The organism is Nocardia sp. NBC_00565 (assembly GCF_036345915.1).
Taxonomy (GTDB): domain Bacteria; phylum Actinomycetota; class Actinomycetes; order Mycobacteriales; family Mycobacteriaceae; genus Nocardia.
In genome coordinates this window covers 5,283,631-5,295,956 of sequence record NZ_CP107785.1, presented here as the reverse complement: position 1 = coordinate 5,295,956, position 12,326 = coordinate 5,283,631, and the positions used below count along the sequence as shown (strand labels likewise).

Below are 12,326 nucleotides of genomic sequence, written 5' to 3'. Positions count from 1 at the left end.
ATTCAGTCGACGGCCAATGCTTCCACGATCGGCATCCGCGCGGCGCGCAGCGCGGGCGGAATCGAGCCGAGCAGCGCCAAAGCCAATGCGGCGGTGGCATAGACCAGCAGCATCGGGCTCGGCTCGAACCCGATATTGATGGTCATGGCATGGCTGAGGGCGACCGTGCCCAGATACTGGTTTACCGCGCCGACGACGAGACCCAGTGCGGCGCCGATGAATCCGATGCCTGCGGCCTCGGCGAGCACCGAGCGCAGCAGGAACTTGCCACTGGTGCCCATGGCCCGCAGCACGCCGAGTTCGCGGCGACGTTCCAGGACCGAGAGCATCAGCGTGTTCAGCAGCGCAACGGTGGCCACCAGCACCACGATCCAAAGGATGGCGTAGCTCATCGCCGTGCCCTGCCGCAGGCTCGACGAGACGGCGACAACTGCCTGCGTGCCGGTGCCGACGTGGATGTCGGCGGGCACAATCTGCCGGATCGCCGCCTGCACCGCCGACTTGTCGACGCCGGGTTGGAAATCCACCGCGAGAATCGTCTCGCCCGGACGCTGGTACCACGTGCGCATCTGGTCGAGGTTCATGATGACCACTCCTGAGATCGCCGAGAAGTAGGGAATCACTTCCAGCACCCGCACGGTGTGATCACCGGTCGGGGTCGGCAGGGTCAGCTCGGCCCCGGCACTCACACCGAGCGAGCGCGCGACATCGCGGGAGAGCACTACGCTGTCCCGGGTCAGCAAGCGGGCCATGATGTCTCGGCTCACCGAGCCGGTCCGGCTCTCATCCGCATCGCCCGGATAACCCTGCAGCATCACCCGTCCGGTGCCGAGCGTGGCGAAGGCCATCTGTGCTGGGCCCACCTCTTTCACGCCCGGAACGGCGGCGATCTTCTCGCGTAATCCGTTGGGCAGCAACGGACCCGTCGGGAACTGCTCGAGCGAGCTCGGGCTGACGAACAGGTCCGTCCGGTCGAAGTCGGCGAAGGTGGCGGTGGCCGAATCGACCATATTGACTGCGCCCCCGCCCATCGCGACGGTGGCCGATACCCCGATCATCACCGTCATCGCGGTCGCCCACACGCGCCGGGGCGCACGTTCCAAGGTGGTGGCCCCGAGCGCGCCCGGCGCACCGAATAGGCGCGCGATCGCCGCCGTCCCCCGCACGATCGGACCGGTCGCGGCGTAACACAGCGTCACCGCGGCCACGAAGGTCATCGAGATCGACGCCAGCGATATCCGGCCCAGATCAACCTCGGCGATGACGATCGCGCCGACGGCCAGACCGACGCCGAGCGCGCCGGAGGTCCAGCGCATCGCCGTGCTCATCGTGTCGGTCTGTGCCGCTCCCACCGGAACCAGCGCCTCGATGGGTTCGACTCGGTACACCTGACGGGCCGCGATCGCCGCGGCGACCACACTGGCCAGCACGCAGGCGGCGATCGCCGCCGGGATCGCGTAGCCGGGCACCAGGTATTCGGTCCGCGCCTCCACCGATTGCAGGATCGCGGTGGGCAGGCGCTCGATCGCGATGCGGCCCGTGAGAATGCCGACCACCGCGCCACCCGTGCCGCCGAGCACACCGAGCAGCGCCGCCTCGACCAGCAGATCTCGGACCATCGGCCCCCGCTTACCGCCGATGGCCCGCAGCATCGACAGCACCGGACGGCGTTGGGCGACCGCCATACTCATCGCGTTGAAGATCAGGAACGCCGAGACGATCAGCGCCGCGGCCGAGGCCATGAGCGTCGAATACCGCACGATCTGGATCGCGCCACCGGCTTGCGCGGTGCGCAGTCCGGGATCGGCGACCACGGCGCGGCCCTCGATCACCTGGGTGAGGGTGTCGCGCAATCGGCCGATATCCGCGCCGTCGGCGGCGACGATTTGAATGGAGTCCAGACGACCGACCCGGTCGGTGAGTTTCTGGGCGAGCCCGAGTGGGGCGGCGATGATGTGGCCCTGGTTGAGTTGTTTCGAGGCCTGTTCGTCGAGAACGGCCGCGACGGTGACGGTTGCCGAGCCCACGGCGAACTGCTCGCCCTCGGAGCGGCCCATCGCGGATCCGACCAGGACGCCGTTGGGCACGGTGAGCAGCTTGCTCGCCTGCGCGGCCATCGGTCCGCCCAGTTCGCTGCCGAGAGTCGTGATGCTCGCGTCGGCGCCGATCAGCAGCGCTCGATCCGCGCCCGACCCGATCTGCGCGCGCAACATCGGCACCGCCTTGTCGACTCCGGGTGTGGTCGCGACGCGTGGTAACAGCTGCTGTTCGAATCCGGCGTCGGTGATGCCGGTGACCTCGAGCGCGGCCTTGCCGCCGAGGCTGTGGGTCAGCCGGTCCACCGAGCCGGTGACCGAGCCGGAGATGCTGAACACCGCGACGAGCAGGGAGGCCGAGATGGACATCACGGCCAGCGACATCAGGGTCCGGCCGCGGTGGGCCAGCAGTTCACCGATATTGAACAGTCGCAGCCGATCCCATGCCGCGCCGATCACGCGCGCACCTTCGACTGCGCGATATCGACCGTGTCATTGGAGCCGATCTGTCCGTCGCGCAAGGTGACCACGCGGTCGCAATATTCGATCGCGCCCATATCGTGGGTGACCATCACCACCGAACTGCCGCTGCCCGCGATATCACCGAGCAACTTCAGGATGGACGCGCCGGTCTTCGAATCCAGGTTGCCAGTCGGCTCATCGGCCAGGATCAGCGGCGGATCCATGATCAGCGCCCGCGCCACCGCGACTCGCTGCATCTGACCACCGGACAACTCGGCGGGGCGATGATCGGCGCGGTCGCTCAGCCCGACCCGGTCGAGCAGTTCCAGCGCGCGCGGCTTGGCCTTGCGCAATCCGGTGCCGTCCAGCAGCTTCGGAATCGCGACGTTCTCCCAGGCGGTGAGGGTGGGCAGCAGGTTGAAGAACTGGAAGATGAAACCGACGCGGTGGCGCCGGAATTCGGACTGCCGCTCGTCGTCCAGACCGCCGATCTCCTCGCCCTGGAATCGGATCGATCCGGAGTCGGGGGTGTCGAGCGCGCCGAGCAGATGCAGCAGCGTGCTCTTGCCTGAGCCGGACGGCCCGATGATCGAGGTGAATTCACCGGATTCGATGCGCAGGCTGATGCCGTCGAGCGCACGCACCGACTGCTGGCCGACGCGGTACTGCTTGGTGATGTCCGTCAGTTCCAGCATGGCCTGGTCCAACATGGCGTTCCCCCACCCTCTTTCCTGAGCTGGTGCTACGGCTGGTTCTTGCTGCGTTATCGTGCCATCGCCTCGACCGCCTGGTGCCGGCGTCGGTATTGCGCGTCGAGCACGGCGCGCAGTGCCGGCTGTTCGGCGGCGAGTTCGAGATAGGCCTCGACCGCGGATTGGCCCTGCAGTAGCGCCTGATCCAATTTCGCGTCGAGATGGATGTTCCACCGATAGCGCAGCGCGAGCAAGAGGCCTTCCGGGCCGCCGAACAGCCGGTCCAGTTCCGGGATCTCCGTGAACAGGTCGGGGTCGGCGGGGTCGACTGCCGCGCGGGTGAGCACGGTGTGGATTATCTTCGTTCGCAAGTGCTGGTCTTCCCAGCCGTTGTGAATTGCGGGTCGCTCGAAATGGTCGGACATGGCAACTGGCCTTCCGTGATTGGTGAATCTCACGCTACGGACGGGGAAATACGCTGTCTTCGTGCCAGAGACGCGAATCGATCTCCTACCGCGGTAGGAGCGCCTGCCCACTCCCGGCACGATGCCGCGGGCCCGACGTGGCGGTTAGCCTTGGAAGATGGATGTGATCCACGCCATCACGTCGTCGGCGGACGCCCAACCGGCGATACCGTTCCGGGAGAGTGGGCGCATCCGGGATCGGTTCGCGGCCTTCCTGCGCAATCCCGGGGCCGTGGTGCGCCGCAACTTCGAAGAGTTGCCGTTCGACTACCCGCCCTCGGTGATGATCAGCGCCGACGCGGCCCTGCTCGTCGTCGGTGTCGGCGCGATCATCCAGCGGCACGACTACTTCCCGACGGCACTGCCGATTCTGGCGGTCCTGCTGGTCTTCGTCTCGGTACCGCTGTTCTGCTTCTTCGGGGTGACCCCGAGCCCGATCCTGCTCGCGGTCTCCGGGCTGGCCGCGACCGCGATCCTGCTCGCTCAGCCGGTACCGGCCGACTTCTCCCCGTTCATTCTGGTGGTGATGGTCGGCGAGGTCGCGGCCATCGTGCGCAAACGCTTCAGCGCGCTCTTCGCGGTGATCGCGATGATCGAGTTACTGGCCTTCGACGCGGCCGGGCACCTGATGTGGAGTGTCACGGGTCAGCGGCTGCAGGGTATTCAGATGTACGCGATCGGCATCGCCCTGGGCTGGCTGGTCGGCGTGATGCTGCAGTACCAGCGCAAGTTCCTCTATCAGGAACGCCAGAGCCAGCAGATTCGGGCCGCCCGCGCCGCCGATGAGGAGCGCCGCCGGATCGCCCGCGAGGTACACGACGTCATCGCGCATTCGCTGAGCATCACGCTGCTGCACCTGACCGCGGCCCGGCACGCGCTGCAGACCGATCGCGATGTGGACGAGGCGGTGGACGCGCTGGTCGACGCCGAACGACTCGGCCGGCAGGCCATGGCCGATATCCGCCGCACCATCGGCCTGCTCGACGCGGGGCCGTCGAAACTCGTTCCGGAGCCCGGTATTCGCGATATCGATGACCTGGTCGGTGATTTCGCCGGTGCGGGCCTGGATGTCCGCTACACCCGTGCGGATGATCTGAACGCGGTCTCCGCCGCGGTCGGGCTCGCGCTCTATCGGATCGGGCAGGAATCCCTGGCCAACGTGATCAAACACGCACCCGGCGCGACCGCGACCGTGCGCTTGGAGGTGGACTCGGCGGTGGCCAGGCTCATCGTGAACAACACGCTGCCCACGGGATTGCCGCCTGATCTCGGCGGTGGAATGGGACTGTCCGGGATGCGCCAGCGTGCCGAACTGCTCGGCGGTCGCATCGAGACCGGGCCCTACGACGACGGCTGGGCGGTGCGGGCCGAGTTCCCGTTGAGTGGCGGGCGCGCCTGGTTCGGACCGTGTGGAGTACCCGATATCTTGCACGGCGCCGCGACCGCGATGCATGACAAGGTCGAGGCCATGCGCCGCGACGGCCTGGGGGAGGGCGTGTGACCTCGGTGTCTGCGGCCAGTGGCGAGGACGCCGTCACCGTCCTGGTTGTCGATGATCAGGAGCTCGTCCGCGGCGGCCTGCGGCGCATTCTGCGGCGGCGCGATGGATTCGTGATCGCCGAATGCGCCGACGGCGATGAGGTGCCCGCCGCGATCGCGGCGCATCGACCCGATGTCGTGCTGATGGATCTGCGGATGAAACGCGTCGGCGGCATCGACGCGACCCGCACGCTACGCGCGCGCGACGGCGCGCCGCCGGTGCTGGTGCTCACCACCTTCGACGACGACCAGCTGCTCTCCGGTGCGCTGCGGGCCGGGGCGGCCGGATTCCTCCTCAAGGATTCGCCCGCCGAGGATCTCATTCGGGCGGTGCGCACGGTCGCCGCCGGCGGGGCGTGGTTGGACCCGTCGGTCACCGGGCGGGTGCTCTCGGCATACCGGACGGTTCGCCCCGTCGCCACCCGCGAGGACAGCAGACTCGCCGAACTCACCGCCCGCGAGTACGAGGTGCTCGAATTGATCGGCCGCGGCCGGGTCAACACGGAAATCGCGCGCGAACTCAGCATCTCGGAAGTCACCGTGAAAAGCCATGTCGGACACATATTCGGCAAACTGGAGCTGCGGGATCGGGCCGCCGCGATCGTCTTTGCGTTTGACCACGGGGTGGTCGCACCAGGAGAATCCACAGCTTGACGGGTAGCGCCCGATCGTGCACGACCCCGATGGTGGTGGGCGATCTTGCCCGGGATGTGGAGGATTGACGGGGTGGACGGACCTGGATGGAGGGTCGGCAGTCGGTACGGGCCGTACGAGCTGAGATCGCTGCTGGGCAAGGGGGGTATGGGCGAGGTCTACGAGGCCTTCGACACGGTGAAGAACCGGGTGGTAGCGGTCAAACTGCTGTCCGAGGAACTCGCCAAAGATCCCGTGTACCAGGTACGTTTCCGCCGCGAATCGCAGGCCGCCGCCCGGCTGGCCGAGCCGCACATCATCCCGATCCACGACTGGGGCGTCATCGATGGCGTGCTGTTCATCGATATGCGACTTGTCCCCGGCGTCGATCTGCGCGGCATCCTGCGCGATCAGGGGGCGTTGAGCGCCGAGCGCACGATCGGCATCATCGAGCAGATCGCCGCGGGCCTGGACGCCGCGCACGCCGACGGACTCGTGCATCGCGATGTCAAACCAGCCAATATCCTGGTCACCGACGCGGATTTCGCGTATCTGGTCGACTTCGGGATCGCCCACACCGAGGGCGACAGCGCGGTGACCCAGGTGGGTATGGCGATCGGCTCCTATACCTATATGGCGCCGGAGCGGTTCGATGCCGGGCCGGTGACCGGCCGCGCCGATACCTACTCACTGGCCTGTGTGCTGCACGAATGCCTCACCGGGGCGACGCCGTTCCCGGCCGGCAGCATGAGTGTGCTGATCCGGTCGCATCTTTCCGAGCCGCCGCCGCGACCGAGTGTGCAGCGACCGGGAGTTCCCGCGGCGATGGACGAGGTGATCGCCCGCGGTATGGCCAAGGAGCCCGCCGACCGCTTCCCGACCGCGACCGATCTGGCGCGCGCGGCCAGGGCGGCGCTGGCCACCGCGCCCGCGCCGAATACTCCGACGCTGATCGTGCGTCCGCCCGATCCGGCCCGCGGTCCCTCGGATCAGGCCGTGGTCCACCGCAGTCCGGTACCCGCGGACGCGACCGGCGAGTTGTCGATTCCCGCGGTGATCCATCCGACCGGGCCGACGGTGATTTCGCTCGCCGACCTGCAGTTCACGCCATTGCCGCCGCAGCAGCCCGCGGCCACTCCGGCCGCGTCGCCGGTGCGGCCATTTCCGGACGCGCACCTGTACGCGGAATCGGAGCAGACTCGGGAGAATCCGTACGCCGCGCAACAGTCGGAGGAGCCGCCGACGCGGCAGTATCCGGACCGGCCGCAGTATCCGGACCAGCCGCAGTACCCCGAGGTGTCGCAGGCCGAACAGACCCGGCGATATCCGGAGTCCCACTATCCGGAAGCTCGATACCCGGAGCCGCGGTATCCGGAGCCGCAATACCAGGAACCGCAATATCCGGAACAGTATGGCGCGCAACAGTATTCGCCCGCTCCGGAGCCCCGGCGTGCCCCGCTGCCGCAACCCTTCTCCGGCGCACCGCCGTTCGACCTGCCGCCCGGCCCCTCGCACGCGGCCAACCCCTACCGGACGCCCGAACCCTCGCCCGAATACCAAGGCTATTCGGAGCCCGAATACGCGGACGACTACTACGGCCGGGATCCCGCCGCCCATCCGGATCGGCGGCGCGATCGCTCGATCGTGCTGCCCATCATGGTCGCCGTCTTCGTCATCGTCGTCCTCGCCGTCGGTGGCGCGATCGGCTGGCAGGTGATCGGTTCCCGCGACTCCGGCAATTCGAACGACAACCAGGCGGGCGCGCAGGTGACCACGACGGCCGCCCGCGGCACCAGCGGCGGCTCGACCACCGCGCCGCCGACCTCGACCACCAAGGCCGCCCCCACCTCGGTCACCCTGCCCGCGGGTGCGACGCCGTGCACGAACGGGCAGCCGGCGGCGGGCAGCTTCGCCCAATCGGCCACCGGATCCTCGGTCACCAGTTGCGGTTTCGCCGAAGCGGTCCGCCAGGCATATTCCGAATCCGCCTCGACGAACGTCTCGCGCTCGTCGCGCTCGGTCGTCGCGACCAGCCCGGTCACCGGCCGGACCTACACGATGAATTGCATCGCCGACGGACCACTGGTCACCTGCAGCGGCGGTGAGAACGCGGTGGTGTACGTCTACTGACACCGCAACCGCAGCGAACTCGCAATGAGTTCGTGTCACGCCGATACGAAGTTGCCGACCGCGGGTCGCGTCCGGGTTGAAAGCTATCCGCGAAACCATCGGCCCAGCCGATCCGGAGCCGAAGCCACGGCGCCCCCGCGCAGATCGAACAGATCAGGTGAACGAGTTGTCATTGTCGATCAGCAAGGTGCGCATACTCATCGATCATCACCACCGGGGGATCTCGCAGGGCGCCACCACAACTGGAACCGCGTCGTCGACACCGCTGTGTTTCTATGTCGCTCCACGGCGGCAGACCGGTCGAGTAGTTGAATAGTTGCTGCCCGGTGCCGGTGCCCGGCTTGTGCGGGGATCAGAACATCGACTGATCGGTCGGGATCGGTTCGGGTGGGCGTCGTGGCGAGGGCAGTGCCATCGCGAGTTCCCCTCGTCGGGCTGCCCGCCACCACCGCTGTCCGGAGTCGATGGCACGGCGGATCTTTCGCACAGTGGGTACCTGTGTGAGCAGGTGTCGCTGGTATCGCCACGGCATTTGTGGCCCGTGCCGAGCCGCCATCGCATAGGCGAACTGCACGGCGCTGCGGTCGAGATACCGGTCGGCGTGTTCGAACCAGATCATGCTGGTACGGGCGGCGGCCTGTATCGGGCGCAGCGCAGCGCGCCGCTGCGCATCGTAGTTGTCCAGCGCGTCGGCGATCTCGGCATGCTCGTAGAGGTTCTGTGCGAGCACGACGGCGTCGACGATTGCCAACCGGGTGCCCGAACCGATGGTGAAGTGCGTCGTGTGCGCTGCATCGCCGAGCAGCACCACGTTGTCGTGATACCAGGTCTTGTTGGTTACCTCGGGAAAGCGGCTCCACCTTGCGAACTCGCCTCGTGTCTTGCTGATCAACGAGTGACCGTCGAGAAGGCGCGTGAATATGTTCTCCAGAACACGCAAGTTCTCCAGGTTGTCCAGGGAATCGAATCCCAGTCCATGCCAAGTCTGCGGTTGGCACTCAACGATGCAGGTGCTGATTTTTTCGGCAACCGACGGGTAAGCATGGAACCAGATCCAACCGGCCGAGGTGTGTTCGAAGGCGAAGGTAAATCGGGTGAAGACCTTGTCCGCACCGAGCCAGATATATCGATTCTCGCCGAGTGTGACGGACGTGCCGAAACGATGATTACCCAGCTGCCGTACCCGGCTGTGCGCGCCGTCGGAGGCGACGATGAGATCGGTGTCGTCGAAGCCGGACAGATCGTGGACCTCTCGCCTGTGCTGGATATCGACGCCCAGGTCGCTCGCCCGTCGGGAAAGTACGTCGAGCAATGCCGCGCGCCCCATGCTGAACCCGTAGCCGCCGAAATGTGCGGTCTGGTCGTCGCGCACATGGATTGCCTGTTCACGCCATAGGACCGACCCGGCACGCACCGCCTGGGCGCTGTCGGGGTCATTCCGATACAGAATGTCGAGCAGGTCGTCCCAATACACGACGCCCCAGCCATAGGTGGACCCGGGGGGATCGCGGTCGATCACCGTGATGTCATGGGCTGGGTCGCGCCGCTTCATCGAAATAGCGAAGTACAACCCGGCCGGCCCGCCACCGATACACACAATCTTCATCGTCACCAGCTCCAGCCCGGTTGGTCGAACCTGGCTTCACATGATCGGTACTCGATGCAACCGAGCCCGGCACGCTGTACGTGTCCGGGCTCAGTCACCGGCGCTAGAAGCTGCCCCAGCCACCCCAGCCGGGTGGGTTCCACCAATTCCACCAGCCGGGATTCCATCCCCAGCCGCCGCCGCCCCAGCCGCCGCCGCCCCAACCCCAGCCGCCGTGTCCCCAACCGCCGCCGTGTCCCCAACCGCCGCCGTGTCCCCAACCGCCGCCCCCGCCGCCGCCGCCCCAACCGCCGCCGTGTCCCCAACCGGGGCTGTCGACGAGTTGGGTTGCAGACGTGGGCGTCGTTGCGTGCGCGGTAGGCGCTTGCGCCGCGGCTGCGACGACCGGAATCGCGGCAACTGCGGCTATACCGGCGGCAGCCGCCAACCGGGCGAACTTCGTGTGTGAATTCTTTCTTTCGGTCATGATAGGGCTCCAGATAACTGTCCCGACCTGCTGGAATTCTACGCGGTTTCGCCGAACTCTAGAAGTCTCCGCGTTGACCTATCTACAATGCCCGCCACAATCCCCACCGTTGCCCAATCCGAGGATGCCCGCATACTCCGTGGCGGAGGGAGCCGGGGGGCGAAGGTCGATACGAGTCACGCCGGAGACCGCGACAGTGACGAAGCTCTGGCAGCAACCGGCCACGCCCCTGCCGTTCCGGGGCCGGCCAGTCCGCGGGGAAACCGCGCCGTCTTACGTATTTCGGCTCGCCGCGCAGAACGAGCTTGTCAGCCCCCAAATCTGTTGCGCGCAATCGCCATACCGCACGGTACGGCTCACCAGTTCATGCTGCGTGACGACAACGAGATAAAGCTCAATCGCCCCGCGCAGCGACGACGCCCGGTTCGTCGGGACCTCACTGGATCGGCTACGCCGCAGCCTGCCACTGCCCGGGGTGACCGACCGTGCCGAGACCGGGTTGCCGGAGATGGTTGCCGTCAGGGTTGGTTCGCGTACCCGCAGCCTTTGCACACACTGCGTCGCAACAGCTCCCGGGCATGCCACCGATCAAGGTCTATTACGAGCATGCGCCTCTCATCTGCTGCCCACACCGACGCTGGCTCGGCCTTCCACAGCATCCGGTCGAGTTCCATCTCAGCGAGTGTCCTGAGATCATCACGGCATATCGACGGCGCGCCAGACTGTTCCGCAGCGACGAAGCCCAGCGATGGGGCAACACCCAGTTCCAGGCCGCCGAAACGGTCGCCGTCGCGTGGTCGAAATGTGGCACAGCGACCTCGCTGAGCGCTGGCAGAAACCCACTCCGCGTGCTCCTGCTGCTCCTGTTCGCCGCCGCGTTGGTGGGCTATCTGATCCTCGCCCTGGCTGAGGACGGGAATCGTCCAGAAGCCGCGGCGGGAACGGCAATCTGCGGGCCGTACGCCTGGAACACCGTAATCGTATCGGCATCGTATACACCACGGATCTCACGAAAGGGCCTGTCCACGGAAGCCATGGTTGCATGTCAATCGGCCTAAAAGGTCTCCGGGAGCCTGCGCACCCTCACCGGAGCGCTGCGGTAGAGGCGGATCTGTTCGGCGAGCTTGTCGGCGTCGATGACGGTCCGGTCGGCTCGGGCAGCCTCGACGAGTCGGCCAGGGCGTCGGCGGCCTGGGTGGCCCAGCACCACCGGCCTTTGGGGGCGGTGTCGGCGACACCGGCCAACTCGCCGCCCTGCCTCGCCACCAACGCGACGAGCTACTCATACGAGGGCATCGAACGCGAATCGGCAGGCACCCAACATCATTCACGGTGCGATGCCGATGACGGATCAGGACGACATCAGGCCGGTGCGTGTCGCCGTGATCGCTACGGTGATGGCCAGCCGTGATGTGACGGCCTGGCACGGCCATCCCCAGCCGGTTACATCTGGCCGTGGCGAACCGGGCCGGCTGGTTCGTAGGTGCCGAGGACGATGCCGAGATCGGTCACGGTGAGCTCGACTGGGCGCATCGTCGCCGGGAGGATGCCGTCGTTGAACAAGCGGCGACCGGAGCCGAGTATCAGCGGAAACGTCATCAGGCGGAAGCGGTCGACGAGCTCGTGCTGCAACAGTGTCTGGAGCAGTTTGCCGCTTCCCCAGATCTGCAGCTCGTCGCCGGGTTGGTCCTTCAGCACCTGCACCGCCGCGACGATGTCGCCGGTCAGGAGGCGAGCGGTGTCGGGGTGCTCGCCGCGCCACGTGGTATCGGCCTCGCTGAGGGAGTTGGACACGACGTATTTGGGCAGCGAGTTGATCGCGGTGGCGATGGGGTTGCCGGGGTCGGTCTGATCGGGCCAGTAGCTGCGGAAGATGTCGAATGTTCTGCGACCGAACAGGAACGCGCTGGCGTGGCTGTTGAGTTCGGTGACGAACTCGCCGACGGCTTGGTCCGGGAACGGGGCCTGCCAGCCGCCGTGGGTGAAGGCGTCGCTGGGATCTTCCTCGGGTCCGCCGGGGGCCTGCATCACGCCGTCGAGGGTCAGGAACGTCTGAACGGTGAGCTTCATATGAATGCAGACGGAGCGGCGCACTGATTCTGAGCGGTCTCACGTCGAATCGCCGCCGACCGAGTTATCCAGCAGCTCGACAACTCCTCCGGCGAGTTCACCCGGGGCGCGCTTCTTCCTGGCGCACGGGAGAATCGCGCGGAGTGCCAGTGACCGTCCTTTTCTACAACGGTGAACTCGCACCTTCACGCCGTGAACTACGACGCCACTGCACGGTGGTATGCGCGC

10 protein-coding genes are annotated in these 12,326 nt (G+C 66.8%); 4 read left to right on the top strand and 6 right to left on the bottom strand.

Going from position 1 to position 12,326, the window contains the following annotated elements; translation table 11 throughout:
- Nucleotides 1–2 precede the first annotated feature (2 nt).
- The 3 genes from OG874_RS24790 to OG874_RS24780 form a co-directional block, all read right to left on the bottom strand.
- Nucleotides 3–2,495, bottom strand: coding sequence for an ABC transporter permease (locus OG874_RS24790; protein ID WP_330249534.1), 2,493 nt, complete (start codon nt 2,493–2,495; stop codon nt 3–5).
- Nucleotides 2,492–3,193, bottom strand: a complete 702-nt coding sequence (locus tag OG874_RS24785) for an ABC transporter ATP-binding protein (protein ID WP_330249533.1) — start codon at nt 3,191–3,193, stop codon at nt 2,492–2,494. Before OG874_RS24785 ends, OG874_RS24790 begins: the two co-directional genes overlap by 4 nt.
- A gap of 68 nt (nt 3,194–3,261) precedes the next feature.
- On the bottom strand, nt 3,262–3,615 hold the full coding sequence (locus tag OG874_RS24780) for a hypothetical protein (protein WP_330249532.1): 354 nt from the start codon (nt 3,613–3,615) through the stop codon (nt 3,262–3,264).
- Between the two features lie 157 nt (nt 3,616–3,772).
- Here OG874_RS24780 and OG874_RS24775 point away from each other — a divergent pair, with 157 nt between their 5' ends.
- The 3 genes from OG874_RS24775 (at nt 3,773) to OG874_RS44835 (ending at nt 7,956) form a co-directional block, all read left to right on the top strand.
- Nucleotides 3,773–5,155 (top strand): sensor histidine kinase, encoded by a 1,383-nt coding sequence (locus OG874_RS24775; RefSeq protein WP_330249531.1) that lies wholly within the window; start codon nt 3,773–3,775, stop codon nt 5,153–5,155.
- A 5-nt stretch (nt 5,156–5,160) separates the two neighbouring features.
- Nucleotides 5,161–5,847 carry a response regulator transcription factor gene (locus OG874_RS24770; RefSeq protein ID WP_330257400.1) on the top strand — a complete coding sequence of 229 codons (687 nt, stop codon included), beginning with the start codon at nt 5,161–5,163 and terminating at the stop codon, nt 5,845–5,847.
- Nucleotides 5,848–5,919: 72 nt separating this feature from the next.
- A complete protein-coding gene (locus tag OG874_RS44835) occupies nt 5,920–7,956 on the top strand; it encodes a protein kinase domain-containing protein (RefSeq protein WP_442943091.1) in 2,037 nt (678 codons plus the stop codon).
- Between the two features lie 352 nt (nt 7,957–8,308).
- Here the strand turns inward: OG874_RS44835 and OG874_RS24760 are convergent, their stop codons facing one another.
- A complete protein-coding gene (locus OG874_RS24760) occupies nt 8,309–9,562 on the bottom strand; it encodes an FAD-dependent monooxygenase (protein WP_330249530.1) in 1,254 nt (417 codons plus the stop codon).
- Nucleotides 9,563–9,665: 103 nt separating this feature from the next.
- Nucleotides 9,666–10,028: a hypothetical protein gene (locus OG874_RS24755; RefSeq protein ID WP_330249529.1), complete on the bottom strand. Its 363-nt coding sequence runs from the start codon at nt 10,026–10,028 to the stop codon at nt 9,666–9,668.
- A gap of 578 nt (nt 10,029–10,606) precedes the next feature.
- Here OG874_RS24755 and OG874_RS24750 point away from each other — a divergent pair.
- The gene (locus OG874_RS24750) at nt 10,607–11,086 is read left to right on the top strand and encodes a hypothetical protein (RefSeq protein ID WP_330249528.1); all 480 of its coding nucleotides are present in this window, start codon (nt 10,607–10,609) and stop codon (nt 11,084–11,086) included.
- A 385-nt stretch (nt 11,087–11,471) separates the two neighbouring features.
- Here the strand turns inward: OG874_RS24750 and OG874_RS24745 are convergent, their stop codons facing one another.
- Entirely contained in the window at nt 11,472–12,098 is a 627-nt protein-coding gene (locus OG874_RS24745; RefSeq protein ID WP_330249527.1) for a dihydrofolate reductase family protein, read from the bottom strand.
- Between the last annotated feature and the right edge of the window lie 228 nt (nt 12,099–12,326).

Bases quoted from the DNA above. Each gene is read 5' to 3' on its own strand.
- OG874_RS24785 (WP_330249533.1), bottom strand. From the start codon at position 3,193: ATGCTGGAACTGACGGACATCACCAAGCAGTACCGCGTCGGCCAGCAG.
- OG874_RS24780 (WP_330249532.1), bottom strand. From the start codon at position 3,615: ATGTCCGACCATTTCGAGCGACCCGCAATTCACAACGGCTGGGAAGAC.
- OG874_RS24775 (WP_330249531.1), top strand. From the start codon at position 3,773: ATGGATGTGATCCACGCCATCACGTCGTCGGCGGACGCCCAACCGGCG.
- OG874_RS24760 (WP_330249530.1), bottom strand. From the start codon at position 9,562: ATGAAGATTGTGTGTATCGGTGGCGGGCCGGCCGGGTTGTACTTCGCT.
- OG874_RS24755 (WP_330249529.1), bottom strand. From the start codon at position 10,028: ATGACCGAAAGAAAGAATTCACACACGAAGTTCGCCCGGTTGGCGGCT.
- OG874_RS24750 (WP_330249528.1), top strand. From the start codon at position 10,607: ATGCCACCGATCAAGGTCTATTACGAGCATGCGCCTCTCATCTGCTGC.
- OG874_RS24745 (WP_330249527.1), bottom strand. From the start codon at position 12,098: ATGAAGCTCACCGTTCAGACGTTCCTGACCCTCGACGGCGTGATGCAG.